Annotated in this window: 30 protein-coding genes and 1 tRNA gene; 16 read left to right on the forward strand and 15 right to left on the reverse strand. The window is 46.8% G+C overall.

Annotated elements, in window-relative coordinates:
* Positions 1-30 precede the first annotated feature (30 nt).
* On the forward strand, positions 31-1,683 hold the full coding sequence (locus tag DUW71_RS06165; protein WP_158583901.1) for a DUF2799 domain-containing protein: 1,653 nt from the start codon (positions 31-33) through the stop codon (positions 1,681-1,683).
* A gap of 59 nt (positions 1,684-1,742) precedes the next feature.
* On the opposite strand, the gene DUW71_RS06170 is transcribed toward DUW71_RS06165, so the two are convergent.
* The 5 genes from DUW71_RS06170 to dapE form a co-directional block, all read right to left on the reverse strand.
* Positions 1,743-2,726, reverse strand: a complete 984-nt coding sequence (locus tag DUW71_RS06170) for a formylglycine-generating enzyme family protein (protein ID WP_119394369.1) — start codon at positions 2,724-2,726, stop codon at positions 1,743-1,745.
* A 357-nt stretch (positions 2,727-3,083) separates the two neighbouring features.
* Positions 3,084-3,455, reverse strand: a complete 372-nt coding sequence (locus DUW71_RS06175) for a DUF6979 family protein (protein ID WP_158583902.1) — start codon at positions 3,453-3,455, stop codon at positions 3,084-3,086.
* Positions 3,456-3,515: 60 nt separating this feature from the next.
* Positions 3,516-4,172, reverse strand: a complete 657-nt coding sequence (locus tag DUW71_RS06180) for an MAE_28990/MAE_18760 family HEPN-like nuclease (protein WP_119394371.1) — start codon at positions 4,170-4,172, stop codon at positions 3,516-3,518.
* Positions 4,169-5,278, reverse strand: coding sequence for a DUF262 domain-containing protein (locus tag DUW71_RS06185; RefSeq protein WP_158583903.1), 1,110 nt, complete (start codon positions 5,276-5,278; stop codon positions 4,169-4,171). The genes DUW71_RS06180 and DUW71_RS06185 overlap by 4 nt, the downstream gene beginning before the upstream one ends.
* Positions 5,279-6,136: 858 nt before the next feature.
* On the reverse strand, positions 6,137-7,264 hold the full coding sequence (gene dapE / locus DUW71_RS06190; protein WP_119394373.1) for a succinyl-diaminopimelate desuccinylase: 1,128 nt from the start codon (positions 7,262-7,264) through the stop codon (positions 6,137-6,139).
* 110 nt (positions 7,265-7,374) lie between these two features.
* Between dapE and DUW71_RS06195 the strand changes: the two genes are divergently transcribed.
* A complete protein-coding gene (locus DUW71_RS06195) occupies positions 7,375-7,605 on the forward strand; it encodes a hypothetical protein (RefSeq protein ID WP_158583904.1) in 231 nt (76 codons plus the stop codon).
* A 2-nt stretch (positions 7,606-7,607) separates the two neighbouring features.
* Complete coding sequence (locus DUW71_RS06200) at positions 7,608-7,988, forward strand: hypothetical protein (protein ID WP_119394375.1); 381 nt, start codon at positions 7,608-7,610, stop codon at positions 7,986-7,988.
* A 140-nt stretch (positions 7,989-8,128) separates the two neighbouring features.
* Here DUW71_RS06200 and DUW71_RS06205 read toward each other — a convergent pair whose 3' ends face one another.
* Positions 8,129-9,508 carry an HDOD domain-containing protein gene (locus DUW71_RS06205; RefSeq protein WP_158583905.1) on the reverse strand — a complete coding sequence of 460 codons (1,380 nt, stop codon included), beginning with the start codon at positions 9,506-9,508 and terminating at the stop codon, positions 8,129-8,131.
* Positions 9,509-9,648: 140 nt separating this feature from the next.
* Positions 9,649-10,152 (reverse strand): cold-shock protein, encoded by a 504-nt coding sequence (locus DUW71_RS17985; RefSeq protein ID WP_325048581.1) that lies wholly within the window; start codon positions 10,150-10,152, stop codon positions 9,649-9,651.
* A 160-nt stretch (positions 10,153-10,312) separates the two neighbouring features.
* Between DUW71_RS17985 and DUW71_RS06215 the strand changes: the two genes are divergently transcribed.
* Together DUW71_RS06215 and plsB are read left to right on the forward strand one after the other, a co-directional pair.
* Entirely contained in the window at positions 10,313-10,525 is a 213-nt protein-coding gene (locus DUW71_RS06215) for a SlyX family protein (protein WP_119394377.1), read from the forward strand.
* Between the two features lie 90 nt (positions 10,526-10,615).
* Positions 10,616-13,051 carry a glycerol-3-phosphate 1-O-acyltransferase PlsB gene (gene plsB, locus DUW71_RS06220; RefSeq protein ID WP_119394378.1) on the forward strand — a complete coding sequence of 812 codons (2,436 nt, stop codon included), beginning with the start codon at positions 10,616-10,618 and terminating at the stop codon, positions 13,049-13,051.
* A gap of 37 nt (positions 13,052-13,088) precedes the next feature.
* On the opposite strand, the gene panP is transcribed toward plsB, so the two are convergent.
* From panP to DUW71_RS06255, 7 genes are all read right to left on the reverse strand, one after another.
* Complete coding sequence (panP, locus tag DUW71_RS06225; RefSeq protein WP_119394379.1) at positions 13,089-14,717, reverse strand: pyridoxal-dependent aspartate 1-decarboxylase PanP; 1,629 nt, start codon at positions 14,715-14,717, stop codon at positions 13,089-13,091.
* 128 nt (positions 14,718-14,845) lie between these two features.
* Positions 14,846-15,574 carry a class I SAM-dependent methyltransferase gene (locus tag DUW71_RS06230; RefSeq protein ID WP_119394380.1) on the reverse strand — a complete coding sequence of 243 codons (729 nt, stop codon included), beginning with the start codon at positions 15,572-15,574 and terminating at the stop codon, positions 14,846-14,848.
* A gap of 10 nt (positions 15,575-15,584) precedes the next feature.
* Positions 15,585-15,839 carry a hypothetical protein gene (locus DUW71_RS06235; protein ID WP_119394381.1) on the reverse strand — a complete coding sequence of 85 codons (255 nt, stop codon included), beginning with the start codon at positions 15,837-15,839 and terminating at the stop codon, positions 15,585-15,587.
* A complete protein-coding gene (locus tag DUW71_RS06240) occupies positions 15,839-16,654 on the reverse strand; it encodes an undecaprenyl-diphosphate phosphatase (RefSeq protein ID WP_119394382.1) in 816 nt (271 codons plus the stop codon). Before DUW71_RS06240 ends, DUW71_RS06235 begins: the two co-directional genes overlap by 1 nt.
* Before the next feature lie 13 nt (positions 16,655-16,667).
* Positions 16,668-17,309: a tRNA (adenosine(37)-N6)-threonylcarbamoyltransferase complex dimerization subunit type 1 TsaB gene (gene tsaB / locus DUW71_RS06245; protein WP_119394383.1), complete on the reverse strand. Its 642-nt coding sequence runs from the start codon at positions 17,307-17,309 to the stop codon at positions 16,668-16,670.
* A gap of 129 nt (positions 17,310-17,438) precedes the next feature.
* Positions 17,439-18,092: an adenylate kinase gene (gene adk, locus DUW71_RS06250; RefSeq protein WP_119394384.1), complete on the reverse strand. Its 654-nt coding sequence runs from the start codon at positions 18,090-18,092 to the stop codon at positions 17,439-17,441.
* A gap of 132 nt (positions 18,093-18,224) precedes the next feature.
* Positions 18,225-18,300: transfer RNA gene (locus DUW71_RS06255), tRNA-Glu, on the reverse strand.
* Positions 18,301-18,474: 174 nt separating this feature from the next.
* On the opposite strand from DUW71_RS06255, the gene DUW71_RS06260 reads away from it, so the two are divergent.
* Positions 18,475-19,248: a hypothetical protein gene (locus tag DUW71_RS06260; RefSeq protein WP_119394385.1), complete on the forward strand. Its 774-nt coding sequence runs from the start codon at positions 18,475-18,477 to the stop codon at positions 19,246-19,248.
* A 35-nt stretch (positions 19,249-19,283) separates the two neighbouring features.
* Here the strand turns inward: DUW71_RS06260 and msrB are convergent, their stop codons facing one another.
* Positions 19,284-19,670 (reverse strand): peptide-methionine (R)-S-oxide reductase MsrB, encoded by a 387-nt coding sequence (msrB, locus tag DUW71_RS06265; protein ID WP_119394386.1) that lies wholly within the window; start codon positions 19,668-19,670, stop codon positions 19,284-19,286.
* A gap of 277 nt (positions 19,671-19,947) precedes the next feature.
* Between msrB and DUW71_RS06270 the strand changes: the two genes are divergently transcribed.
* From DUW71_RS06270 to DUW71_RS06320, 10 genes are all read left to right on the forward strand, one after another.
* A complete protein-coding gene (locus DUW71_RS06270) occupies positions 19,948-21,165 on the forward strand; it encodes a pyridoxal phosphate-dependent aminotransferase (protein WP_119394387.1) in 1,218 nt (405 codons plus the stop codon).
* A 259-nt stretch (positions 21,166-21,424) separates the two neighbouring features.
* A complete protein-coding gene (locus tag DUW71_RS06275) occupies positions 21,425-21,763 on the forward strand; it encodes a type II toxin-antitoxin system RelE/ParE family toxin (RefSeq protein WP_233546044.1) in 339 nt (112 codons plus the stop codon).
* Complete coding sequence (locus DUW71_RS06280; RefSeq protein WP_119394388.1) at positions 21,750-22,064, forward strand: helix-turn-helix domain-containing protein; 315 nt, start codon at positions 21,750-21,752, stop codon at positions 22,062-22,064. Before DUW71_RS06275 ends, DUW71_RS06280 begins: the two co-directional genes overlap by 14 nt.
* A 1,256-nt stretch (positions 22,065-23,320) precedes the next feature.
* Positions 23,321-23,629 carry a hypothetical protein gene (locus tag DUW71_RS06290; RefSeq protein WP_119394390.1) on the forward strand — a complete coding sequence of 103 codons (309 nt, stop codon included), beginning with the start codon at positions 23,321-23,323 and terminating at the stop codon, positions 23,627-23,629.
* Between the two features lie 131 nt (positions 23,630-23,760).
* Positions 23,761-24,057: a hypothetical protein gene (locus DUW71_RS06295; protein ID WP_119394391.1), complete on the forward strand. Its 297-nt coding sequence runs from the start codon at positions 23,761-23,763 to the stop codon at positions 24,055-24,057.
* Between the two features lie 117 nt (positions 24,058-24,174).
* Positions 24,175-24,579: a hypothetical protein gene (locus DUW71_RS06300; RefSeq protein WP_119394392.1), complete on the forward strand. Its 405-nt coding sequence runs from the start codon at positions 24,175-24,177 to the stop codon at positions 24,577-24,579.
* A 139-nt stretch (positions 24,580-24,718) separates the two neighbouring features.
* Positions 24,719-24,925 carry a hypothetical protein gene (locus DUW71_RS06305; protein WP_119394393.1) on the forward strand — a complete coding sequence of 69 codons (207 nt, stop codon included), beginning with the start codon at positions 24,719-24,721 and terminating at the stop codon, positions 24,923-24,925.
* Positions 24,926-25,135: 210 nt separating this feature from the next.
* A complete protein-coding gene (locus tag DUW71_RS06310) occupies positions 25,136-25,531 on the forward strand; it encodes a hypothetical protein (protein WP_158583906.1) in 396 nt (131 codons plus the stop codon).
* Positions 25,532-25,669: 138 nt separating this feature from the next.
* Positions 25,670-26,086, forward strand: a complete 417-nt coding sequence (locus DUW71_RS06315; RefSeq protein ID WP_119394395.1) for a GNAT family N-acetyltransferase — start codon at positions 25,670-25,672, stop codon at positions 26,084-26,086.
* Positions 26,087-26,220: 134 nt separating this feature from the next.
* Entirely contained in the window at positions 26,221-26,409 is a 189-nt protein-coding gene (locus DUW71_RS06320; protein WP_119394396.1) for a DUF4177 domain-containing protein, read from the forward strand.
* Positions 26,410-26,453 lie beyond the last annotated feature (44 nt).

Below are 26,453 nucleotides of genomic sequence, written 5' to 3' on the forward strand. Positions count from 1 at the left end.
GCCAGTATTAAAAACTTGCAAGGAATGACTGTGAAGAAAACCATCACGCTACTACTGCTGACTAGCCTACTCGCTGGCTGCGCCTCGATGTCTGAAGAAGAATGCGCCACAGCAAGCTGGTACGACATTGGCTATGAAAGTGCCATATTAGGGCGCCTAAAATCGGCCAACGAACGCGACTTTCGCGCCTGTGAAAAACACGACATACCCGCCAATATTGGCCAGTATGATCAGGGTTACACCGTAGGCCTAAACGAGTTCTGCACCCCTGCCAATGGCGCTAGCTGGGGCAAACAAGGCAAACCTTATTACAACCAGTGCCCTGCTAGCCGCGAACCAGCATTCCTGCGCGAATACAAGCCAGCCTTTGCACTCAGCCAAGCCGAGCAACAACTACAGCGTGCTCAAAACGAGCTAACCAAAGACGAAAACCGACTAGCCGCCTTGCCTGCAGCCATTGCCAAAGCCGAAGCGGACGTAGCGTTCTTCGACAGTACCAGCTTGTTTTTAGAAAAACTAAAAGCCCTTCAAGTTGAACAGCAAACGCTTACCGAGCGCTTGCCGTCAAGGTTAAACGCCGTAACGCAAGCAAAAAGCGCAGTGAACGCAGTAAATGCCTGCGAATCACCATTTGATATTGGCATTGACGACGCGTTAGCAGGCCTTCCAGCCGATACTGTAAGCCAGCGTGCGAGCACCTGTAGAAGTTATGCCCGACCAATTGACTCGCGTGAATACCTGCGCGGCTACGACTCTGGCCTAGTGCGTTTTTGCACCGACACCAAAGCACGCCAACTAGGCAGCCAAGGCAGCGATTACAGTGGCCAATGCAGCGAAGTGAACCCAGACTTCTCGCGCCAGTACAACATTGCCAAGTACGACAGCGAGCTGTCTTTAGCGTTGGCCAAAGCCGACAACCGTTGGTTAGAAGCCAAACTAACCGTGGCCAAAAGCGAAGAGCAAATAACCGATTTACTTGAGCAAATTACCCAGGCAACCGAACTTGCCGACATTGAACTGCTACAAGCGCAGCTAACCGCTACCCGTGAGTTGTTAGTAGAACAGCAAGATAGGGAACTCGCTGTGCGCCTAGAGCGTGACGAGCGCCAGCTTAGCTTGAATCGGTTTAATCAGTGTAAAACTGGCGACTGGTACACCCTTGGTTTAATCGATGGCGACGCAGGCAAAGGCTACAGTGCGCTAGGCGAATACCAGCAAACCTGCGGCCAGTTTGGCCTAATGGTAGACACCCAAGCCTACCGCAGGGGCTTAAGCGACGCACTTGGCCGCTACTGCACACCAGCAAACGGCTTCCTAAATGGCCGCACTGGCTTGCCAATGACCAACAACTGCCCGAGCAACATGGCCCTTGAGTACCAAAGAGCCTACCGCGACGGCGTGCGCTACAACACCCTTAACCGCCTGCAAGACCAAGACCAGCAGCAAATTTTCGACATAGAAAAACAACTGCAAGTGGTGGCCAAGTCGATCAACACCACCCGCGACCGCCTAGCTGGTGAACTAAAACCAGAAACGCGCGCCGAACTAGAGCGCAACCTGCAACAACTAAACCAGCGCCGCCTTGGCTTGTCGGACCAGCTACAAGCCATTCAGCGCCAACAAGCCAACCGCACCCGCGAGATTCAACAAATAGAACGCCGCTACCCAGTGGTAGTGCTATAACGGTTAGATTGATTGGCTAGAAAAAGAATGCGCAAGCCCGGATTGGGCTTGCGCGTTTATTAATTGAATGACTCGCACAAACGAAAGCCTAATGGTGTAATAGAGCTTAAAGAGTGTCTTCGCGTACAACGTGTCAAATCAAAGGCTCCATTAAACCCTCCACCTCTTGTTATTGGGTGTTTAGGGTCAACTTTACTAAACCCGTCTTCAAGAAACTTGCCACCTGGGTATGGTTCATAAAGCGAGCTTGTCCACTCTTCCACATTGCCTGCTAAATCATATATGCCATATGAAGAACGTGATTCAATAAAGCATCCAACTGGCGTTGTGTTCATCAATCCTAATTCTAATGAATTACAATATTCTTTGTTAAATTTATCACCCCAAATATATTGCTTGTAGTCATCATTACCCGTAGCAACTTCCCATTGCTCCTCACTTGGGAGGCTGAATTTCCTGCCTGTTTTTTTACTCAGCCAGTCGCAATATTCGACAGCAGTATTTTTATTGATACTGTAAACAGGGTGATTTCCTAGCGCTTTAGGGAAAGTTCCGTTAAACCAACTTGATGGTATTTCTTTATCTGGGTTCTCCCTGAGAAATTGAAGATACTCGATATTGGTGACCGGATATTTCCCGATCGCAAACTCTTGAAGGCTAGACACGTACCTAGGCGTTTCTTTTTCTATCCATGACCTGCCAATACCGATTTTTTCCATTTCAAGCATTTCTAGTTCCAAATTTTCAATGCTCAACCCCAATTGATAACTTCCTTCTGGAATCAATGTCATTTGCGGATTAAGAGTATCTATTCTTGGATCAATTAGTGAGGCCAGCTGGCTTAAAATGCAAATTCTATGCTTTAAGGGCAGTCGGTCAACTAGCTCTTGACAGTTATCGGGATTTTCTAAAATTTTTGCCACTAACTGGTTGCAATTCTTAGCCTCTCCATAAGATAAAGAATAATCATTACCAATATTGGCTGTATTCCTACCAGCAGCGCCAAGCACCATCTTATTTTTTTCTTGATATATAAAATCCATTTTTCACCTATGACTGCAGTTAAAATATTTTCTGAAAATACTGCCCATGGGATAAGCTGGACACCCATCGACTTTTTGCCAAACCAGCGATGGTTGTATAAGTAGCGTCACAATTCCGTTAAAACCTCCCGCTCCCTCCGATAAAGGCGATTATCCATTCACCCGATTCACGAAATGGACTTTCAGTTCCTCGACTCACATAATCACATTGTTCAAGATTTTCTAGAAATTCAGAGTGTATCATATAGTGTCTAATGCCGTTCTAACCGGAAATAATTGTTGGCTATAATTTTTTGAGAAACGAAAAAAGCCAACAGTTTTCTGCCCGCGGTTACAACCTTTTTGCATCACTAATCTTTAGAGAAAAAGATACCCTTTTCGATAAAGTGCCAAAACGACATGCATTTGCTGATTGTATTTTTTCTTTGAAATACTATTCCATAGTTCAGTTTCGTTAAGGAGAGGGTTTTCTTTAATTAAGCTTAATGCTTGTATCGAATAACTTTTATTATCTATTGACCTTGTATAAGAGCCTGCTTTACACCATTTAACCTTCCCCTCTTCACAAAGCCCGAGAAATGCTGATTTTGGACACCCTTTTTCTCTTGATGCTTTACTATTAGGATAAAACTTTTTGGCGCTTTCTTTCCAAGCTTCCTTCGGGCAAGTAACTTTACCCATTTGCAGTAGCTCTACTGCTAATATTGCTATACCTGAATATTTACTCATTACTTAAAGTATCGCGTAACACTCAAAGCAGCAGTGCGGAGCACCCGCTGAATTTGTTTGTTAAGCGATTGGATCGTCACTTACCAAATAGTCTTTCTGAACCGCTGAGTTCAATATTTGGTTTTTAAAGGTATCTATCAATGACGTTATCTCCTCATATAATATGAGGAAATCCTCTTCCGCAATACTTCTATACTCTCCATGAGAAATAGGATTTCTTAACCCTAAAAACTTTTCGTCTATCAAGTTTTCCTTCAGCTCATAAGGTGCATAGCTTATTCCAATTTTTTGGGTCAGCTCCTCCAATACGGAAGAATTTAAATTAGATTTCGTGTCGATATATTTTTCAGAATCTATTTTTAGCTTCTCTTTTAGTCGCAGAGATTCATTCGTAACTATGCTGTAGGACGACTTGAAATTTCTCGGAGGATATTGACCCTGAAATTCGTTAATAAGCGAACAAACATGGAAGTTACGTTTTAGATTTTGATAGCACAAACCTTGAGAATTCAAATACTCGCAATATGCTATCGATATACTCTTAATAAATCCTTCCCAGTGCGAATAAAGTAAAGCCAAACTTGACTTTAACAAAGTCGATTTTATGTGGGATCGGCTCGAGAGGGTTAGGTTTTTCATATTCGTAAGTTCCTTTCGCCTCCACGAATACTCATAAGCTACTTTGTTCTCAAGCTCATCAATGGAGCGAACTCTCATATAGATAGCAACTCTCTTCCCATTGGCAATATGTGGGGAAGCCTGCTAGAGGCTCGTGCACCGGAACCGCTATTCCTAATAAATTCTGGGTTATCCAGCAAATTTTCCGAGACCTCTCGTATATGCTCCAAGTGCGTATTGTCGTTTTCATTATACGAGTCAATATTAAAACCAAGACCAAGACCAATAACCTCAAATATCGAAAGTGAAAACGCTCCTATATATCGCCCATTTTGATATTTCTTAAATGCATTTTCACCTAGAGCAAGATTTAGTAAGCGGAATGTCTTTCTTAGTTTCTCTCCCTCTAGTTGCATGTCGTAATTGGGATTGGTAGCAATTTCCTTCATCCTCTTAGTCAAGAAGTCGCCAATATCTACGCCTCCTCGAATTCTATCAACTGAGACGTCTTTTAATGATAAGAACCGCAACACAAGCTCGGTATGATATTGCTCATCTCTTTGTTTATTCGTTAGAGGGAAAACATTTGTAAAGTTTTCATCGTCGGCAAGAGCACTTATCCATTCATATACTTTTTTGTTGATCATAATTAGTAAGCAATCCCTTACCTCTTGATCTGACAAAGAGCTTCCAAATGTATTTAATCTTTGGAAAAGTTCATATTTTGTGTGTTCATCACTTTCCTTCTTAATAATTTTCAGGTCAATTTTCTCTCGTTTAAAGGCCCTCTGAAGCTCCTTTGAGAGGCAGTTTTCATCAAAATCTTGATTCCAAAATTTACCTTCCAACTCTGGCAAATATTCTGTTGCTGTTAACTGAAGCGGAGGTTGTACTTCGCCATTCTCATTTTTAAATATCCCAAGAAACGAAAAAATAGTTGACAGCCTTTGCAAACCATCTACTACATCCCAAATACCGTCTTCCCGCTGAGCCACAAAGAAAGAAGGTAAGGGAATCCCGAGTAGTATTGATTCAATTAACCTGCTTTTTTGAACATCGTTCCACCTGTAAATCCTCTGAAATTCTGGATGTATATCCAAGTCGCCGTCGGAATATAGATTGATCACCTCTCCTATGGACATAGGGTAAGCATCCGTGTGTATTTCTTTTCTCTTCTCTTCTACTTGTAGATCTAATTTGCTCATCATATTCCCGAGATTTAGTTTTGCTTAACGCTTTGCACAGCCGCGGCGCGGCTGGCGGTAATTTTGGAACAAAATTTGTGACAGCTAGCGGTCGTCAGCTGCTGCAACTGGTTATGTGTATAGTCTGGTGCAAGCTCTTAATTCAACATTGTGAATCGGCAAATACACATCCCCAAACAATTGGTTGTTTTTAGCAGCAATCATCAATTCTTTCTCACGAAAATAGGCTTGCCAAAACTGCTTCCACTTTTTATCACTACGTGGAGAAGGCACACGAATCTTCCAACCTACCTGCTCACACTCGTTGCCACACACAGAACATTTCACGGCGCGTAAAGCATTCTGATCTCTTCGATATTTTTGCTTACAGTCAACGCAAGCCCATGTTCGGTTGCTCATTGTTCAATACACATAACAGCTATGTATAGCGCATGCGCGCTTCCGTCGTAGTTATTTAGAGAAGCACTTTCGAGACTTAAACTAATTAATTACTAGTTGTTGCTACGACAACACGACCTAAATTTACACATACACGTTAACTTTTGTAATTACGCTACTATAGTTTGAGATGTATGGCTAGGTTAAAACATGACCAAAAAAGCAGTAATTTTGGGTAGGCGAGTTTGCAAGGCAGAGAGGATTGGCGTGTTGGGTTGTGGTTGGAATTGGATTGGGGAGGGTGGCCTGCGAGCATCGATGCGAGAGGCGTGCCCCATGTCCGCACGCTGCCTTGCACCTGCGTGCAGCTCAGTACGGACGTCCATGTCCGCAAACATTCGCTTCGCGAATGATTTACGGACCTACGAGATTTTCAAGCAAGCCAAGGGGGTCGAATTATCCAGCTAACCTAGTAGCGGTTTACGCTAGCAGTTTTTCTAGCATTTTTTCGTACATGTCGGTGAGTTTGTCTAGGCCTTCTACCGATACGCATTCGTTTACTTGGTGAATGGTGGCGTTAATTGGGCCGAGTTCTACTACTTGGGCGCCAGTTGGGGCGATGAAGCGGCCGTCGGATGTGCCACCGGCGGTGGAAAGTTCAGTTTCGAAGTCCATTACTTCGCGTACAGCTTCTACGGCGGCTTCTACCAATGGGCCACGGTCGGTTAGGAATGGCAGGCCTTTTACGTCGAACTTCACGTCATATTCTAAGCCGTGCTGATCTAGAATTTCTTTCATTCGCGCTTGCAGTGATTCAGGTGTCGATTCGGTGCAGTAGCGAAATGAACACATTAACTCTACTGTGCCTGGAATCACGTTACTGGCGCCGGTGCCACCGTTAATGTTCGCCACCTGGAAGCTCGTTGGTGGGAAGAAGTCGTTGCCGTTGTCCCATACTTCGCTGGCTAGGTCGGCCAAGGCTGGTGCCATTTGGTGAATTGGGTTGCGCGCTAGGTGTGGGTAGGCCACGTGGCCTTGAATGCCTTTTACTGTTAGGTAGGCCATCATAGAGCCACGGCGGCCGTTTTTAATGGTGTCCCCAACTACCTTGGTAGAAGACGGCTCGCCTACTAGGCACATATCAATTTTTTCATCGCGGGCAACCAAGGCATCTACCACCTTGGTGGTGCCGTTAATCGCTTCGCCTTCTTCATCGGCGGTGATTAACAAGGCAATCGAGCCTTTGTGGTTTGGGTGTTTGTCAACAAAGCGCTCTACTGCCACAACAAAAGCGGCTAGGCTTCCTTTCATATCGGCCGCACCACGGCCGTACAATAAGTCGCCGTCTACCGTTGGCTCGAATGGTGGGTATTTCCAAGCGCTTTCGGCACCGGTTGGCACTACGTCGGTATGGCCAGCAAATACAAACAATGGCCCTTCTTTACCGCGGCGCGACCAAAGATTGCGCACATCTTCAAATTGCATTACTTCGTTATGAAAGCCAACTTTGGCCAATCGTTCTTCCATTAGGGGCTGGCACCCATCATCTTCTGGCGTAACAGACGAACGTGAAATAAGTTCTTTGGCAAGTTGCAGCGTTGCTGACATATTAACCTCTAATGATTCAAACATTGACCTAGGCAAGGTAAACTGCCCGGTATTCTACCTGATTTATCAACACTATGCTGAAATGGCTTAATCGTTGGGCCACCAACGAAATGAACAATCAACCACGGGCGCTGCGCCGTTTTTCAACTGGCGTGGTGATATTTACTGTCGGCGTAGTGGGGTTAATGATGGCACAGAGTTTATTGCGGCCATCATTACAGCAAGAGTTTGCCGCCCTTCTGGCACTGGTAATTGCTGGGTTGGGTATTTTACGCGCGCTATTAGGCTACGCAGGCATGGGCATTGCCCGTGTACTTTATTATTTGCTAAACAAAGATTGAGCATGCAACCAGATATCGAGATTTATTTAAAAGCCACCTCGCACGAGCAAGTTATTGAATGGCTTGAGCAGAAGTTTGGCAATGTTGGCGACAACCCATGGGCGAAGCTGCCAAAAAAAGGCTTTGGTGCGTGCGTTACTTGGGAAGGTGAGCCAATTAAGGTGATGATCATCGAAAAATGCGCCGGTAATTTCACCAGTGTTTGGTTCGACAGCGCCCACACACCTTGGCAGAACGACCTAGCCTGTGCCCGTGAAGCAGTTGCCTTTTTACAGGTGGAAGCCCGTGTTGGTGCTGGTGGCTGGCATGAAGGCGCCGAGCTTGATGCCTGGATAGCCCTGCGCGATGGCGAAGAAGTCGAAATTGAGTGGCTCAGTGCCTAAAGGGCACCTCTAAAAACCCCTTTTTCTCATTTTGACTTTGTTAAAAATCAGCTCAAAGTACTCATTTACTACAGTAAACTCCGCCTTTTCGCCGATTTTTGCCTCGTCAAAATTTCGCCTCTGAGGTTTTTAGAGACACCCTAAACGCGAATATTGCCGGTGGCCAACAAAGCAATCACCTGGTTGGCCAGCAAACTAAATTTACTAAACACGCCACTTTCTATGGGCTCGCCATGCGCGTCGGCATACACCATACCTACAAGCGTTGAGCTAATACGCAGCGGTGCAATCAGGCAGTCACCTTTGGCAATACTTGCAATGGGGCTAGGCTGCTTGTCGCGCGCTAAGTACACCGCGCCACTTTGCTGGGCTAACCATTTAGAAAACTGACTGCCATCTTGGTCGACTTGGCTAACCGACACACTTATGTGTAAATCGTTGGCGCCATGCACATAGCGTGATTCCAACCGCTTTGCTTTCGGGTTAAGAATACACACGGCTACTCGGTCTACATCAATGGCGTCGTAGGTGCCTTGTGCGGCAATGCGAAATAGCTCATTGATGTTCACCGGCCCTTGGCTGAGCTCGTTAAACTTGAGCATCACTTGCACTAGCTTTTGCTCGTTATCTGGCGCAGGGGTTGGCACCGAGGTCGGCAGGTAGCGCTCAACATGTTTAAAACCGATGGCTTCGGCTTGTTTAATCATGTCGGTGGCGGTTTCTTGGGTAGAGCGCTCAACTTCTTTTACGTCTACTTCGCAGTATTGCGCAATGCTCTGTAACAGTGGCCCGCAACCTTTTGGGTCGGCAAAGTACTGATTACTTAGTTTTTGCGCTAACCGCACGGTGGCTACTTCACTATGGCCTGCGCGTTGCTGCTGGTGAACATCTAGAATCAAGCCTTTAATGTTCCAGCGTTTTAGCAGCTCGCGCGCTAACATCGAAAAGCTCATGCCAATCACTGCTTTGGCGGCTAAATCGGCTTGCTGGGTTTGTTTTAGCTGGGTTTTGTAGTCGGTTTGCTTGCTCACCGGGTGCGCCAAAAAGACGATTTCACCAATATTCGACAACAAACCGGCAATGTAAAGCTGGTCGCTTTCGCGGCGTTTACCGCGCAATACAGCTACTTGGCGCGAGAAACTGGCGACTGCCAATGCCCGCGCTAGGGCCGACAACAGTTCAGGGGCATCGGAACTTTTCATCACGTGCTCATATAAAGACACCGACAGCGCCATACGTTTAATTTCGTTAAAACCTAAACGCAAGATGCCTTGAAACACGGTGCTAATGGTGAGCTTTGAAGTATTAAAGGCCGCCGAGTTGGCTAGTTTGATGACTTGCGCCGACAAGCCAGCATCCCGACAAATAACTTCGTTGAGTTGTTTGGCACTAGAAGAGTCGTCTTCGGTGACCAAAATAATCGCCCGCGCCGTTTCGTTTAACGGCACATATTCACTGGCTGCCAACAGGGCTACCCAGGCTTCGCGACTCTTTGGCACTTCTAGCATTGATGAATCCAATCAACCCCCTTCGCAGCAAACACTGCTATAACACCCTTAAGCGTAATGTAAGATTGTATTTTTCACCAACCTAAAGGCGTTAGACACAAAAAAACCAGGCCGAAGCCTGGTCTTTTTTTGATCTAAGCCGGAGGGGGTGGTTAGCCCGACACAATGCTTACGTTCACAGCTTTTGGCTTGCCGTTTTCACCTTCGGCTACACCAAACTTAACTTGCTGGCCTTCGCGTAAGTATTTGCGATGGCCACGGCCGCGAATAGCACGGAAGTGAACAAATACTTCCTCTTCGTTTTCGCGAACAATAAAACCATAACCACGATCACGGCTAAACCATTTTACCGTGCCGTCTTCACGATCATCGTCGTCAATATCTACATCTGCTTCATCGCTATTGTATTGGCGCTCTTGGTAACGGCGACGACCCAATACGCGTGCGGTTACCCATTGGCTAATTAGAGATAACACAAAAATAGTAATAAACAGGCTTACTACTGTTGCCGCCGATGCTTGAATAACGACATCGGTACCGGCCAAGCGATTGACAAGATTCATTACCCCCACGGCTAGCCAAGGACCAATCACGGCAACTATCGTGGCGCTAAAAACACGAATCCAAATTTTTTGTAACTGCCTTTTATGCTTCATAACTTCCTCATTAACAATGCTAAAAACCGGCAGGCTCGGTACAATAGTTGGAAATGGCACTGCCGGAAAACAATCATCGCTAGTACAAGCGATACAATTTCCCCTCTAAGCGCTAAATAATGCCAGATTAAGACATCTTTGTAAGCCCTAGGAGGTTTGATTGAACAAAGAACTACTTGAGCGCGTGACCGAATTGGAAACTCGCATCGCTTTTAGTGAAGACCAAATTGATCAACTCGACCAGACCATTTATCAACAACAGGTACAAATTGATCAGTTAACACACTTGGTTGAGAAAATGCGCCAGCTTATTCAGCAGAGCCAGTTATCGAGCGAGCAAGAAATTATTAACACAAAACCACCACATTATTGATGTGATTGGTTGGGTGTTCAGCGAATCTTTGCCATCATAGGCGCTAGTGATGCAATGTATGCCATGTAATTTATTTTTTAGGTAGCCAAAATGAACCAATGGTTGTCGGGCGCGCCACGTTGGATGCGCAAGTTGATGTTTTTATGGGTGCGCTTTGAAAAGCCAGTTAAGGCACCTGAAATAGACCCAAATAAACCGGTTATTTATGTTACCGAGCACCCATCTCTGTCCGACCGCTTGGTCATTGATGAGCTTGCCAAGAAAAACCAGCTACCGCGTGGATATAAACCATCCGCTGCGCTGCCAAACAAGTTCCCGTTTTTGTCATTGCGTTGGCGCCCACACCCGTTTGCCGAAGCGCGTTCGGGCATTGCTCCAAGGTTAAGAGAGCTGCTCGACTACCTTACTGAGCACCCAGAGGAAGACATTCAACTGGTGCCAGTATCAGTTATGTGGGGGCGCAAACCGAACAAGCAGCAAACCTTTTTTGGGGCTTGGTTATCCGATGCCTGGACATCCATGGGCCCAGTGCGCAAGTTAATCACCATACTGTTTAATGGCCGCAATACTTATGCGGAAATGAACCAGCCTATTTCGCTGCGCTCCCTACTTGCAGATGACAACAATACCGAGCTGTTAGCGCGCAAGGTAAACCGCGTACTGCGCGTGCACTTTCGTCGTGTACGTACCGCCATTATTGGGCCCGACTTATCGCACCGGCGCATGCTAATTAACTCGTTAATGCAGTCGCAGAACGTGCGCATTGCCATTGACCAGCAAGCCAAAACCCATAAACAAGGGCGCGATGGCGCCGAGCGCCAGGCGCGCAAATATTTTGAAGAAATTGCCGCCAACCTGAGTTATCCAACTGTGCGCATGCTCGATGTATTGCTCACTTGGTTGTGGAATAAAATCTACGATGGCGTGTCGGTCAATAACGTTGAGCAGGTAAAACAAGCAGCACAAGACGCCACCCTGGTTTATGTGCCTTGCCACCGCAGCCATATCGACTACCTGCTGGTGTCTTATAGCCTGTATTACAATGGTTTGTCGTTGCCGCATATTGCTGCCGGTGTGAACCTAAATATGCCAATTGTGGGCAGCATTTTGCGCCGCGCAGGGGCGTTTTACATTCGCCGCAGTTTCCGTGGCGACAAGCTCTACACCGCTGTATTTAATGAGTACATGCATGCCATGTTTGCCCGTGGTTTTGCTATTGAGTACTACGTAGAGGGTGGCCGCTCGCGCACTGGCCGCACACTCGACCCCAAAGCGGGCACCATTAACATGACTATGAAGAGCTTTTTGCGCGACCCAAGCCGCCCAATCAAGTTTGTGCCGATTTATATTGGCTATGAAAAGCTGTTTGAAGGTAATTCCTACTTAAGCGAACTGCGCGGTAAAGCGAAGAAAAAAGAGAGCTTATTAGGCTTACTAGGCACCGTTCGCCGCTTGCGCAACTATGGCCGCGTGGCGATGAACTTTGGTGAGCCAATCGACTTAGAGCAGTTTTTAAACCAGCGTGCGCCACAATGGCGAGATACACAATGGTCCGACGACAGCAAACCAGAATGGTTTACTGGCACGGTTGACCAGTTAGCCAAAACAGTCGTAACGCGCATTAACCAAGCGGCCGACATCAACCCAATCAATTTGCTGGCCACCAGTATGCTGGCCACGCCTCGCCAAGCCATGGACGAAACTGAGCTGTTACGGCAAATGCAGCTACTGGCCGATTTGCAACGCGAGCAGCCGTTTTCAGAATATGTTTCACTACCCGAAGGCGATGCGAAAGACTGGTTAGCCTATGGCGAGAAGATGAACGTGATTCGCCAGCACAAGCAAAACCTAGGTGATGTTTGGCAAATTGTGCCCGAGCAAGCCGTGCTGCAAACCTATTACCGCAACAATACCTTGCACTTATTTGCCTTGCCGTCGCTCATTGCCTGTATTTTCGCTAAAGGCGCTCGGCTTTCGCTAGAGCGTGTGCAAAAGCGCATAGCAACGCTGTACCCGTATGTTAAGTCGGAGCTGTTTTTGCCGTGGGATGACGACCAAGCCAACCAGTTTTGTGAGCACTGGCTAGCGCGCTTAGTCGAGCATGAGTTGCTGCAATACCAAGATGGTGAATACGAAATGGCCGACGAGCTGTCGGTTAACCACAGATGCCTGTGGCACCTAGCACAACTGATGATGCCAACCCTTGAGCGCTATTACCTAACGCTGTCGGTATTAAGCAAGTCGGGCAGCGGTGCGCTGTCGGCGGGTGAACTAGAACAGCGCGCCCAGCAAATGGCGGAGCGCTTGTCGCTATTAAATGGCATTCACTCACCCGAGTTCTTCGACCGGGCGCTATTTAAGAAGTTTATTCAAGGCTTACGCAGTGGTGGCATTCTTACTACCAACGACGAGGGCAAGCTCGCCTTTGATGAGCGAATAGAAGACATGCTCACCAGCGCCAACCAAGTATTACGCCGCTCGGTGCGCCAAACCATCCGCCAAGTGGCAGCGTTGAAAGAGGGGTAGGTTTTACGAACCGAAGGTTCGGGAAACAAACGCCCCCTCACCCCTTGGCAATGGCCAATATTTGTTTGTAGAGCGGGTCTTTTTGGGCGATCTCGCGTTGTTCTGCCAAGATGTCTTGCAAGATTTGCTTGGTGGTAAGCGGGTTCGCTAGTACTACCCTGAACACCACAGTTGCTTCGTTATCATAGGCATCTGGCGTTAGGCGGGTGCGCGATACGAAGCTTTTACCCGACTCACGCTGGCGTTTTTGAATATTAGCCGTGAACTGGTTTAGCAGGTTGCGCAAGCAGGCTTTGGTTGACTCGTCGGCGTCGAGCAGGGCAAGCTGTACTTCGGCGGGCACATAGCGGTAGGTTAAAATGCACAGCTCAGGCTCGGATACCAACTGAAAATCTGGCGCTTGCTGAATCAGCTTGGCAAAGTGTTTGGCTCGGCTAATTGAGCGGTCGATCAAAATCTCATAGCCTTTGCGGCCAATAATTTTCATGCAAGCATGCACAATCATGGCCATACCAGGGCGGCTGCCCTCTAGGGTATGGGCACCTAAGTCTTTGGAACCACGGCGCAATATGTACTCGGCATGATGCTCAATGGCCGACACATCGGTTGGGTCTTTAAACAGCACAATTCCAGCCCCCATTGGCACGTACATTTGTTTGTGCGCATCAATGGTTATGGAGTCGGCCTGTTCTATTCCTTTGAGCAAACCACGATAGTTTTCCGACAGCAGCGTGGCACCACCCCAGGCAGCATCCACATGAAAATGGCATTGTAGTTCAGCGGCGAGTTCAGCAAGCTTGTCTAGTGGGTCGACCGAGCCGGTTTCGGTGGCACCGGCAACGCCAACGATGGCCATTACTTTAATGCCCTGCTCTGCTAGCGCCTGCGCTTTTTCGCGCATGGCGTTTACATCTACTTTGTCACGCGAGTCGGTGGCAACTGGCACAATATTTTTGCGGCCAATGCCTAATAAGTCTGCGGTTTTACTCAGCGAATAGTGACCACGCTCAGACACCAATACCGCCAACCCCTTGTAGCCATAATGCACTAAACCGGCTGCTAGGCCTTCTTCGTTGATACCGGCGAAGTCGCCGTTCGGCGCGAGCAACTTGTTGCGGGCAATCCAAAGCGCCGAAATATTAGCTACCGTGCCACCAGAGCAAAGTGTACCCAGTGCTGCTTGAGCGCTGTGCATCCAACGTTTATAGAACTTATCCGACTCGCCATAAGCTAGGTGGTGCATCATAGCGAGCACTTGCCGTTCAAGCGGGGTAAATGCCTTCGAGGTTTCAATTTTTACCAGGTTTTGGTTTAACCCCACCATCAACTTAGATAAAGGCAGAATAAAGTACGGCAAGGCCGAGGTCATATGGCCAATAAAGCTAGGCGCCGAGGTATGTACCGAGTGGGCGATGAGCTTGTCGAGAATGTCCTGGGCATAATGGGAAACAAAATCAGGCTCTTCGGGTATCACAGCCGACTGAAAGTCTTTTTCAATCTCGCTCAAAGGCTTTTCAATCGCAGCGATATTCTCTTTCAGGAAACCTGAAAGATTCTGCGAAATTTCTGATTCAATTTTGCGAAGCGTTGAATCTGGGCCTTCTGGCACAGTAAAAATGCGCTCAAGGCTCTCTTGCGATGCAACGGCTGTGCGATTAGGTGCCATCGTTTTATTCACCAATTACAAACCCCAGTGGCAAGGAATATTGCAACCTGCCGTGTCAGGCTGGAGGCGTACCTTACCACAGGGAAACCCTTTGTCACGAGAATATCACTTGCCATCACAACAGCGAACTATTGCAACTTGCGACGCGGGTAAACATCAAAGCGCCCCGCCTTACCGGCAAACTGCAAACTAGGCGCTTGGTTCAATAAGGGAGGCGCCAGTTTAGGGCGCTTAACCGCTATGCGGGCAACACTGGTTTGCATAGCAGCCTGCATGAGTACGTCGGCATCGTCTTGCTCGCCCAATAGCTGATGGAAGATTTGCATATCTTTCTTCACTTTTGCCGATTTCTCCCTGCTTGGGAACATGGGGTCGAGAAAAATCACATCACCTTGATAGTCGCCAATAACGTTCACCGAGTCATCAAACGCCAGGGTCATTTTCGCAACAATTGGCTGGGTATCTTCGTCGTTTAGGCCACGGTCTAGGCCGTCGGCCAGTAAGGCTCGCACGACAGGGTCGCGCTCTACCAAGGTCATTTCGCCACCAAAACAAGCCATAATAAAGGCATCGCGCCCTAAGCCAGCCGTTGCATCCAAGATGCGCAACGAAGTCTGCTGGCTTAACCCCACGGCTTTGAGCAAGTCTTGTTTGCGCCCACCACCAAAGCGGCGGCGATGCGCCAATGGGCCTTCAACAAAATCAACAAACAAAGGCACCATTTTCGGCTGCGTCAACCAGCGTAATGCTAGTTTATGTTCAAATAAGTCCAGCTCAAGCGCTTGCTGCGCAAGACAATCGCTAGGCAACGATATATCAAGGCGCTCTAAGCGCCCTTGGGCTTCGGGGGTAATCACAACAGCAACCTTATACGTAGAGGTCTAAGCCGACTAGCTGACTGTCGCCAGCTGGTTGTACTTGCTGAATTTGGGCGTAGGCAAGCATTGCTTGCTTATTATTAGGCTGGGTGCCAGCCGGTAGGCTAGCGAGCAACTCGGCTGAAGGCTGAGGCAAAGACGTGGCACCATTTTTTGGTGCCGATTGATAGTCAGCAGAAGGCGGCAGTGGCGAGCGACGCCCCGACGGATTGCCTTCAATAAACTGACCACTTTGAATCTTCATCAGCTAACGGATCCTGTAAGCAACAAGATGATGAGTACTGCTCCTAATAATAGCCTGTATGCAACGAAAGGCCAGTAGCCAATTTTTTCAATCCACTTTAAGAACAGCTTGATACACACCCAAGCAGCAATGGCCGACATCACTGTGCCCAAGCCAATTTGTAGCCACTCTTGGCTGCTTAAATGCTGGCCAATTAAGTCTTTAGTAATCCAGGCACCTGCTGCAACAATCAAGGGTATAGACAACAAAAACGAAAACCTTGCCGCTGCCGTTTTGGAATAACCCAAAAACAGCGCAGCTGTCATAGTAATGCCTGAGCGACTTGTACCCGGCACTAAAGCAAGCATTTGTGCTAAACCAATCACCACAGCATGCGGCAAATTAATGTTTTTCACGCCCTGCCCTACTTTGGCAAAACGCTCAGCAAAGCCAAGCAGCAAACCAAAAATAATGGTGGTGGCAGCAATAACGGCAACCGAGCGTAGGTTTGCTTCAATCCAGTCGTCTAGCAATACGCCAGCTAGGCCGGCTGGAATGGTGCCAAGAATAATCGCCCAACCTAGGCGACTATCGGCAGTTTGTTGCTTGTTGGCGAACTGAGCAAACCACGCCATGGCGATGTCCCAAACGTCTTTGCGAAAATGCAACAGTACCGCGATGAGCGAGCCAACATGTACGGCCACATCAAACGCGAGGCCTTGGTCTTGCCAACCCAGAATTTGGGCGGGCAAAATAAGGTGCGCAGAACTAGAAATCGGTAAGAATTCGGTTAACCCCTGCACAATGGCAAGGGCAATAATTTGAGTGATGGTCACAAGCTTTCCCTGATTAGTCGGTTACATTGTCGCGCAAGTACACTGGCATACCACTGTTGGCTACTGGGTCGAGTGCGGCGAGTTCAGCAATTTCGCTGGCACATGGCAGCACACAGTCGAAGCTGAGCGTTTGATACGCTAATGGAAACTGTGCTTGCATGTCTTGACCCGTGCCAACCAGGCTGTTGATCTGCTCAACCTCTGGCATCTTTTCTGGGGCGCATACCTGCTCATTAGTGAGCGCTTGCAAACCAGATTCACTGCGCTCATAAGCACAACAATATACTTCCCCCATGCGCGCATCCAACACGGCCACCACGCGTTTACCTTGTTCGGCGTTTTTTAGCTGCAACCAAGCAAGTGCTGCCAAAGTGGAAATACCCTTAAGCGGCTTGCCACTTGCTTGCGCCAACCCTTGAGCCGTTGCCGTGGCAATTCGTACGCCAGTGAAAGCGCCAGGCCCACGACCGAATGCAATAAGGTCAATATCGGTTAGGGTTAGGCCAGCGTCAGCAATGACTTGGTCGACTTGCGGCAACAACAACTGGGTATGCTGGCGCGGGGCAACTTGGTACTGGCTTTGCACCACTTCACCATTGACTAATACCGCCGCCGAACAAGCTTCGGTAGACGCATCCAGCGCTAAAATATTCATATTCACGTTCCCATTCTTAGCTGGCTGCACAAGATGCCGCAACAACAGGCGCTTGGCAACTTTTTAGCGTGCTTTTAAACGCAAAAAGCGGCTATTTAGAAGCCGCTTTGGTGGTAATTGTGAGTTGGCTTAGCCTAGGCTAGCAAACACACGATCACGAATTTGTTCAACTGTGCCAGTGCCAGCAATGTAGTTGTACTTAGGCGCTGCCGCAGGTTCTTCTTCTGCCCACGCTTTGTAGTAACCTACTAGTGGTTCGGTTTGCGCGTGATATACATCTAAACGCTTCTTAACTGTTTCTTCGGTGTCGTCTTGGCGCTGAATCAAAGGCTCACCAGTTTCGTCGTCTTTACCTTCAACTTTTGGTGGGTTGTAAACAACATGGTAAGTACGACCAGACGCTTCGTGTACACGACGGCCACTTAGGCGCGTAACGATTTCTTCGTCGGCTACGTCGATGTCGACAACGTGATCGATGTTCACACCGGCTTCGCGCATGGCATCAGCTTGAGGAATGGTGCGTGGGAAGCCATCAAAAAGGAAACCGTTGGCACAGTCGTCTTGTTGAATACGCTCTTTCACCAAAGCAATAATGGTTTCGTCAGATACCAAACCACCTGTGGTCATCACTTCTTTAACTTTTAAACCCAGAGGCGTACCGGCTTTCACTGCAGCGCGCAGCATGTCACCAGTCGAGATTTGAGGGATATTGTACTTCTCGCAAATATACTGTGCTTGAGTACCCTTACCAGCGCCTGGCGCGCCCAATAAAATAATACGCATTGATAGCTCCTATCATCATTCTCTGCCTCGCCATAGCTCGGCATGCGAATGTCGTAAGATAACTACATGAACGTAAAAGCGCAAATGTATGCTAAGCAAGTATTGACGAGGATTAACTAAAAAAAGAAGAAATGGCATCCCGTAGGGGACTCGAACCCCTGTTACCGCCGTGAAAGGGCGGTGTCCTAGGCCACTAGACGAACGGGACGCTTAAGACAGGGGCGCATTATATAGCCAAAAGGTTGGCTGTCAACCTTTAATTAAACTTTTCTAAACTAAGCTAGAAATTGCGCTACGACAATTGCATTTACACCCAAAAACCTAGCATAGTGTTCAAGGTGTATGTTCTATAGTTTTTATATAACTAGAAAGAGATATTTCGGTGGCACAAGTTTATTGGATAATTGGCGGCATACTGGTGGTAGCACTTTGTGTGTTTGCTTTAATGGCAAGTCAATCTTCGGCGCGCAACCGCAAACTGCGCTCGGAGCGTATTCAACGGCTGAACCAACACAACCGCCAGTTGCGCAGTTTGCTGCGTGTTATGCCAAGCGGCATGATTAGCCAAAAGCTCGTTGACTTTATTGTTGATAACTTAAAGGCAAACACCAGTGAAATTATTGAAAACCGCCCCGACAACCCTGTTTTGTACCAAACCGAGCTGGCTGAGCTTGAAAGCGGTAACATCAATATAGGCGGCGACTCTTCGGGGGAGCTTAGAAGCATTGAGCAAGTAAACGTACTGCGCTCTGCCCTAGCAGCCCTAGGTAAAGAGATTCAAGCACAGCATAAATCGGCCAAGCTCGATAAAAAGCAGGCTCAAAGCCTAATAGACGAAGTAGATATACAGCTAGCTATTGTAGCGGGTAGTTTTTTAGAGCGCGCCGGATTAGCCAATGAAAAGCAGAAGAAATATCGTGAAGCCATTGCTGCTTGGCAGAAGGCGATTGATAACTACGCCAACAGCCGGATGAAAAACCACTTCACCGATGAAGCACTCAAGCTGCGTGGCTATATTAAGCGAGCCCAGCAAAGCTGGCGCGATGACAAACAACAGAAAATTGATGAACGCGACGCCGCCCGCGCCGCCGAGGAAGAAGCCAAAGGCCAATCGCCAGCAGATGAGAGCTGGCAGAAACCCAACCTTTATGATTGAGTCTTGCTTCTTAACCCGTTATTCCCAAACGCCCTTTACTGGCGTGGCTCAAAGTCCATCGCCACCGAATTAATGCAATAGCGTAACCCAGTTGGCGGTGGGCCATCTTCAAATACATGCCCCAAATGCGCATCACAATTATTGCAGCGTACTTCTATGCGGTGCATGCCATGCGAGTGATCTTCAATTTGGCGCACATTGCCTTGCGCTAGCACATCATAAAACGCTGGCCATCCCGAGCCAGAGTCGTACTTGGTGGTGCTATCAAACAACGCGTGGCGACATACCACACAAACAAAGGTGCCATCGCCATCAAAATGATAATACTTGCCCGAAAACGGCGGCTCGGTGCCACATTGCTGCGTGACCCGATAGACTTCTGGGTCTAAATGGATAAATTGTTGTTTTTTTTCATCTTTCATCGAAAAACTTCCATAAGACGATTTGCAAGTAATTACGGTCGACGTATCATTATGGGCCAATCAAAATTCTATAATAGGTTTTGTACATAGCCGATCAATGCAATGAGCGATACCTTATAAAAAGGTGGTTGTGGTGTTTGCTAAGAGACCGTCACCCGCAGGGAGCGGGTGTCGAGGTTACAGGGACGTACTTGCACCGTGTCGATTAGCAAATGCCACTACCACCAATATGGTAAAGCGAATGCACAGCATAGCCACCGATAGTAGGCGAGAAATCATGAAGGAAATTCGAAAATCCAGCAAGTTAGCCAATGTATGTTACGACATTCGAGGCCCAGTGCTGGACGAAGCGCAACGCTTAATCGACGAAGGTCAGCGTATTCTTAAACTGAATGTAGGCAACACTGCCCCATTCGGCTTAAACGCGCCTGACGAAATTATTACCGACGTGATTCGCAACCTATCGGCCGCCGATGGCTACTCAGAATCTAAAGGCATCTACTCGGCCCGCAAAGCAGTGATGCAGTACTACCAGCAAAAGCGTGTTGCCAATGTAGATGTTGAAGACATCTTTCTGGGCAATGGTGTATCGGAACTTATTTCAATGGCCACACACGCCATTATTGAACCTGGCGACGAAGTTCTGATTCCATCACCAGACTACCCGCTTTGGACGGCTTCGGTCACCCTAGCTGGCGGCACACCTGTGCACTACATTTGTGACGAGCAGCAAGACTGGTTCCCAGATGTAGCAGATATTCGCAGCAAGATCACCAAAAAAACCAAAGCCATCGTTATCATCAACCCGAACAACCCAACGGGTGCAGTGTACTCGGATGACGTGCTGAAGGATTTATTGGAGCTTGCTCGCCAACACAACCTTATTGTATTGGCCGACGAAATTTACGACAAAGTACTCTACGACGGCACCCAGCACACGCCGCTGGCGTCGATGTCGGAAGACCTGCTCACTCTAACCTTTAATGGTTTGTCGAAAGCATACCGTTTGCCGGGCTTCCGCTCAGGTTGGTTAATGGTATCTGGCCCGAAATATCGCGCCAAAGACCTATTGTCTGGTTTAAACATGCTGGCAAGCATGCGCTTGTGTGCCAACATGCCAGGCCAAATTGCCATTCAAACCGCGCTTGGCGGCTACCAAACCATTAACGACTTGGTACTGCCAACCGGCCGCTTAGGGCGCCAACGCAAAATTGCCTACGACATGATTCAAGACACTCCAGGCCTTAGCACCACGCTGCCAAAAGGTGCCATGTACATGTTCGTAAAAGTGGATACCAAAAAGTTTGGCATCAAAAACGACGAGCAAATGATTCTAGACTTGCTGCGCCAAGAGAAAATATTGCTGGTACACGGCCGCGCCTTTAACTGGCCAGAAGTAGACCACTTCCGCATGGTTTACCTGCCAGACCCAGAAACCCTCACCACCGCACTAACACGCATGCAAAACTTCTTCGCAACTTACAAGCAAGCGTAAAAGTTGGTAGGTCTGTAAGTCATGCGGCACCAGCCGCATGCTTGCAGACAAATCCAAATACCACTCTATTGCCCCACCCCCAAAAACAACGCAACACCCGTTGTAGGTTTCACGAAGCGCAAGCTTCGGGAAACACACTTAAGTACCGAAAAATGTGCTGGCACTACATTAAAACTGTATAGCTCTGGCCGAGTCCGCCCTGATAGAACACTGTGCAAATCACGTAAAGCTTGTCAGATGTACGCTATCTGCGTACATTTTGATAATAAAAAGTGTATTTGTTGAATCAACCATTTTTGAAAAATACCGAGTAGAACATCTTGATGATGAGGAGTACCTACTGTTCCAAGCTGAGCTTATGTCGAACCCAAAGCAAGGTGATGTTATTCAAGGTACAGGCGGTTTGCGGAAGATTCGAGTAGCAAGTAAAGGTAAGGGAAAGCGTGGTGGTTCACGCGTAATCTATTACTTCCTCGATGAAAAGCGTCGTTTCTATTTGTTGACGATTTACGGCAAAAATGAAATGTCAGACTTAACCTCAGATCAAAAGAAACTGTTAAAGGCTTTTATGGAGGCGTGGCGCAATGAGCAATCGTGATCTATTTGCAGAACTAAGTTCAGCACTTGTTGAAGCTAAAGACCATTCAGAGGGTAAAGTAACCCTTAAAACTCACCAAGTTAATGACATCAGTGAACTAGATATTTCACCTGATGAGATAGTGAGTATCCGTGAGCAGTTTAATATGTCGCGCGGCGTATTCGCTCGTTTACTACATACATCATCACGTACATTAGAAAACTGGGAGCAGGGGCGTAGTGCACCAAATGGGCAAGCTGTTACCCTTCTAAAACTGGTACAGCGTCACCCAGAAACTCTATCGCACATCGCTGAGCTATAACAAACGCTGTTAGGCGGATTCCCAACGTTTAGCATTTAAACTTTGCGTCGGTATTTGTGTTTAAGGTGGTATTAAGCAGGCGTGAGGTGGTAGGTCTGTAAGTCATGCGGCACCAGCCGCATGCTTGCAGACAAATCCCAAAACCGCTCTATTGCCCCACTCCCCAAAAACAACGCAACGCCCGTTGTAGGTTTTTCGAAGCGCAAGCTTCGGGAAACATTGATCGGCGACGATACCCGTTGCCCGGCGAAAACCCCGCCGTTCAACCTACGGGAGTTTTGGCGTAGGTTTCACGAAGCGCAAGCTTCGGGAAACACAAACCGCTGCCCCCCCTTCACGCAAAAACACCAAACCAAACAAGTCTCGTTTTTGGTCATGTTGTCAGCTAGAACAAACGCCAACATTGTAGTAGCTTGGTTACAAATAATAACCAGCATGCGCAGTTTTGCTCTGGCCTAATTTTTTAGGTGCCAATGCATCGAAGCAGCACAAAAGTCTTTCCTGCACCATGCACACTTACAAACCGAAAAGTGTGCAGGTAAAAGGTGCGTATGCACTATATGTAAACAGTTAGGTGGCGCAAAGCTTCTGTTTTTAGGTTGCCACCAGAACTGAGTTTGGTGCTGATACGAGTGCCAACTCATAGAATTTCGCTAGCCGGTGGAGTATCGTTGGCTAGAAATAAGGCGCACAAGGTTGAGCGTTTTCAGGTCAAAATTGCAAGGTAAGCATCGAGGCGCTTCTTCGTGCTGATCCTTTCTGAATTTTGCCGCTACTGGCTTCCCGCATAGGCGTCTCTATGTCTGCCAACCTAACCAGTCCGCCCAGGCGACAGCATGAGCTGTCATAATTTTTGTAAAACAACAAAAATTCCGCCAGCTCATGCTGCGCATGGCGGAAGCGTTAGGCCGTCGTATCCCATGTTGCCTAGTTGTCGCCAATGGCAATTATCGTGCTGATACGCGTGCCAACTCATAGAATTTCACTGGCCGGTAGAGTATCGTTGGCTAGAAACAAGGCGCACAAGGTTGGGCGTTTTCAGGTCAAAATTGCAAGGTAAGCATCTCAGTAGTTTCTTCGTGCTTATCCTTTTCAAGTTTTCCCTGGTACTGGCTTCCCGCATGAGTGGTGCCAACTGAGCAGCCTAACCAGTGCGCGCAAGTGACAACATGGGTTGTCACAATTTTTGTAAAACAACAAAAATGGCGCCAACCGCATGTTGCACGTGGCGCAAGCGTTATAGCTCTTGAGGGATCATGGAAAGCTTGTTTGGCATAGTCGCCTTAGTATTCTTGTGGTTTATAGATTCGGTGATTGTTCTAGCTACTATGGCAAAGGAATCGTTGAGCTACATATTTAGTCGAACATTCAGAGATAAGGTAAATGCTCGTTTTGCTCCTGAGCGGGCATGGAAAAAATGGGTTTGGCTTGTTTCTGGCTTGCTGCCTTTAGTACCGCTGGTTATCGTTTTTGTTGGCGTGATCTATTTTTTTGTGCGCCCCGAACCAGAGCCATCATTAACCGAGAAGCTGATAGAGTCAGCAATTGAATCGGTACTTGAGTAGCAGAAAGCTATAACAAGTCCGCCCAGGCGACAGCATGAGCTGTCATAATTTTTGTAAAACAACAAGAATTCCGCCAGCACATGCTGCGCATGGCGGAAGCGTTATATACCTTTTCTAGCATGGAGGCGTAATTGAAAGTAATCGCGATTATTCTGGGTTTTATTGCCTGCTTTTTTGCTGGTTCTTATTGGCAAAAATATAAATTATTAGAATCTAGACCAGTTCAATTAACTGAACCACTAGCTCTGCAAACAAACCCTGAAGCAATTGGTGAGTTACCTAAAGGTACGATACTTTACCCTTATTCAAGTAACGGTAGCATCGATACATTTATTGTTTTTGTAAATACCAAAAGTTTAGATTTATTAATTCCTCATAAATTTGAGCAACAGTTTACAATAGCTCCAATTGACGGGTATGTTGAATAAGGGATATAACAAGGCAATTATAAATGGGACGTCTAAAGCTTGGCTGGCGCTCATTCTTCGCTAATTTTAGCCAAACTTAATACGCCCCATATTGCGGCGTTACAGTACAAGGAATGTATGAGTTCAGTTCACGATAGGATCAATAAAGCTATTTCCCAATACTCAGCAGCTTTGATGAGTAATACGAAATGGAAAATAGTCTTTGAACAATTAGCGGAACATAAGCTTGCTTTCTCTCTTTCTTATGTCCGAGAGCAACACTATGGCCCTGAACAGAAGATAACCAACTTAAAGTTGGGGAATGACTATGTTGCTGATGGTGTTTTGCTCGGTGGGCCTGTTTATTTTAAAGAAATACACTGCTTAAAAATCAATCGATTTGTAACATATAAGAACCCGTTAACAGGCGCTTCTTTTGAAATAGATAGATATAGTGTTTCTTTTCTTAACACCTTAGATAAACTAGGGAAATACCCAATAGATTTTTCTGAAGAGCATATTTATATAAGTGGGTATAAGTAGTTGCACTATAACAAGGCCAACCATAAGGGATAGCGCAAGCTGTCATGAAATTTGAAACAAATTTTCCGCCAGCTAGCACTATCCATGTTGACGGCGTTATATGCAACTTGAACACTCATTGATCTCAAAGGAGTTGAAAATGTCGATTAACCTTACTCTTCTGGTACAACTGTTAGTTATTTCTGTCGTGGTGCCAACGATCATATCAGCGCTTTTGGCAAAGCGATTTGGTAGATCGGTGGCAGGATGGAGCTTTTTAAGTTTTGCCCTAGGTTGGACAATGCTTGGTAGTTGGATAGCAGTTATTTGCCTTGTTTTTGCAGGCCGAAAGGATGTAAACGCTTAGGTTCCACATAAACAGGCAGTCTAGCGAGAACTTCAAACATTGGCAGAGTTCCGCTTCGCTTCAAAAATTATAGCCAACGTTTTCGGTTCGCCGTTTATCTTAACATTAGTCTTCATATAAGGAATTACTATGACTACAAACCAGCATGATATTAGATCTGAAGGAAACTGACTTTTTTCGGTCGAGTGCTTTAATGAAACCTGGGATTTTTTGGACTCAGACAACCCCGATGTTTCTGAAATGCTTGCCACTGCATATTCTTCTTTCTATCACTGGCTTAAAAGAGAAGATAAAACACCGTCTGATATATCGACTGCCCACTGGTTATTGGCAAGAGTGCATTATAAGGCAAAACAAACTGACCTATGCTGTTATCATGCTGAAAAAACACTTGCAACTGTTTCAAAAAACAACCTCATTGGTCTAGATAAAGTCAGTGCATTAGAGGTTATGTCAAAGTCAGAGGTTCTGAAAAATAATATTGAAAACGCTAAACAATACAAAAACGAGGGACTAGCTCTTCTTGAAGACCTTGGAGCCGAAATTGGCGAAGCTGAATACGGATATTGCCTTGAGGACTATAATGCAATCGAACTGGCAGGCTAGAAATTTCGGGTAGTCGACACAAGAATTCTGCGCAAGTGCCACTAATCTGCTCGGGACACCTACACTATTTTAGGAATTTTATTACTGTTTCACCTACTTAAAATCAGTGGGTGTCCACATTGTTATTCCAAGGAAGATATGAAAATCGAATATAAAATCAATGAACCTATAACGGCAGATGAGTTTGTCGCGTTATTAAAGGCATCTAGTTTAGCAGAGCGCCGCCCGATAGAAGACAGGGATTGCATGGAGGGCATGATTTCCAACAGCAACCTTACCGTGAGCGCTTGGCATAATGGCCAGCTTGTTGGTATTGCTAGAAGCATTACAGATTTTCACTATGCCTGTTATCTATCATACTTGGCGGTAAGTTTAGAGTACCAAAATTACGGTATTGGCAAACAGCTTCAAGTGCTGACCCAAGAGCAGCTGGGCAAAAAATGTAAGCTAATACTTATTGCAGCACCAGCTGCCAATGATTATTACGAGCATATTGGCTATAAGAATAATCCGCGCTGCTGGGTGCTTGAGCGTGATTCGAGCATCGGTAGTTAACTTTAGGATAGCCTTACTTTGAGCTTTTTTATTAAAGAAAAAAGTCAGTGACAAACTGGTGCAGCTTGCTAAAAGCCCTATCGAGGTATTTTTTTCGGTACTGTGATTGTGCTGGTTTTTAAAAGGATATAAGAATGTTGAAGCAAAAGGTTATTGAGTTTGGTAAACGTAACTTCTGGTCTAGCAAGCTAGATATAGAGGCGTTAAACGAGAAAATTTCGCAGCTTAATGCGGATGGTTGGAAGGTGGTGTCTATCACGCCTAATTCAGCATTAGGTGGTGGCGTGGTGTCGTATACTATTTTTGTTGAGTTGGAATATTAGGTATTTGTCTGCAAAAACGGCTTCGCCGTTATTTACAGACCTAC

The organism is Salinibius halmophilus (assembly GCF_003577475.1).
GTDB classification, from domain to species: Bacteria; Pseudomonadota; Gammaproteobacteria; order Pseudomonadales; family Natronospirillaceae; genus Salinibius; species Salinibius halmophilus.

What these genes read in the sequence shown, in the direction of transcription:
- DUW71_RS06280 (WP_119394388.1), top strand. Translation starts at nt 21,750, where the DNA reads ATGAGCAATCGTGATCTATTTGCAGAACTAAGTTCAGCACTTGTTGAA.
- DUW71_RS06320 (WP_119394396.1), top strand. Translation starts at nt 26,221, where the DNA reads ATGTTGAAGCAAAAGGTTATTGAGTTTGGTAAACGTAACTTCTGGTCT.
- DUW71_RS06175 (WP_158583902.1), bottom strand. Translation starts at nt 3,455, where the DNA reads ATGAGTAAATATTCAGGTATAGCAATATTAGCAGTAGAGCTACTGCAA.
- DUW71_RS06200 (WP_119394375.1), top strand. Translation starts at nt 7,608, where the DNA reads ATGCAACCAGATATCGAGATTTATTTAAAAGCCACCTCGCACGAGCAA.
- DUW71_RS06170 (WP_119394369.1), bottom strand. Translation starts at nt 2,726, where the DNA reads ATGGATTTTATATATCAAGAAAAAAATAAGATGGTGCTTGGCGCTGCT.
- adk (WP_119394384.1), bottom strand. Translation starts at nt 18,092, where the DNA reads ATGCGTATTATTTTATTGGGCGCGCCAGGCGCTGGTAAGGGTACTCAA.
- DUW71_RS06235 (WP_119394381.1), bottom strand. Translation starts at nt 15,839, where the DNA reads ATGAAGATTCAAAGTGGTCAGTTTATTGAAGGCAATCCGTCGGGGCGT.
- DUW71_RS06180 (WP_119394371.1), bottom strand. Translation starts at nt 4,172, where the DNA reads ATGAGAGTTCGCTCCATTGATGAGCTTGAGAACAAAGTAGCTTATGAG.
- DUW71_RS06305 (WP_119394393.1), top strand. Translation starts at nt 24,719, where the DNA reads ATGTCGATTAACCTTACTCTTCTGGTACAACTGTTAGTTATTTCTGTC.
- dapE (WP_119394373.1), bottom strand. Translation starts at nt 7,264, where the DNA reads ATGTCAGCAACGCTGCAACTTGCCAAAGAACTTATTTCACGTTCGTCT.
- panP (WP_119394379.1), bottom strand. Translation starts at nt 14,717, where the DNA reads ATGGCACCTAATCGCACAGCCGTTGCATCGCAAGAGAGCCTTGAGCGC.
- DUW71_RS17985 (WP_325048581.1), bottom strand. Translation starts at nt 10,152, where the DNA reads ATGAAGCATAAAAGGCAGTTACAAAAAATTTGGATTCGTGTTTTTAGC.
- DUW71_RS06270 (WP_119394387.1), top strand. Translation starts at nt 19,948, where the DNA reads ATGAAGGAAATTCGAAAATCCAGCAAGTTAGCCAATGTATGTTACGAC.
- plsB (WP_119394378.1), top strand. Translation starts at nt 10,616, where the DNA reads ATGAACCAATGGTTGTCGGGCGCGCCACGTTGGATGCGCAAGTTGATG.
- DUW71_RS06290 (WP_119394390.1), top strand. Translation starts at nt 23,321, where the DNA reads ATGGAAAGCTTGTTTGGCATAGTCGCCTTAGTATTCTTGTGGTTTATA.
- DUW71_RS06195 (WP_158583904.1), top strand. Translation starts at nt 7,375, where the DNA reads ATGAACAATCAACCACGGGCGCTGCGCCGTTTTTCAACTGGCGTGGTG.
- DUW71_RS06315 (WP_119394395.1), top strand. Translation starts at nt 25,670, where the DNA reads ATGAAAATCGAATATAAAATCAATGAACCTATAACGGCAGATGAGTTT.
- DUW71_RS06185 (WP_158583903.1), bottom strand. Translation starts at nt 5,278, where the DNA reads ATGAGCAAATTAGATCTACAAGTAGAAGAGAAGAGAAAAGAAATACAC.
- msrB (WP_119394386.1), bottom strand. Translation starts at nt 19,670, where the DNA reads ATGAAAGATGAAAAAAAACAACAATTTATCCATTTAGACCCAGAAGTC.
- tsaB (WP_119394383.1), bottom strand. Translation starts at nt 17,309, where the DNA reads ATGAATATTTTAGCGCTGGATGCGTCTACCGAAGCTTGTTCGGCGGCG.
- DUW71_RS06300 (WP_119394392.1), top strand. Translation starts at nt 24,175, where the DNA reads ATGAGTTCAGTTCACGATAGGATCAATAAAGCTATTTCCCAATACTCA.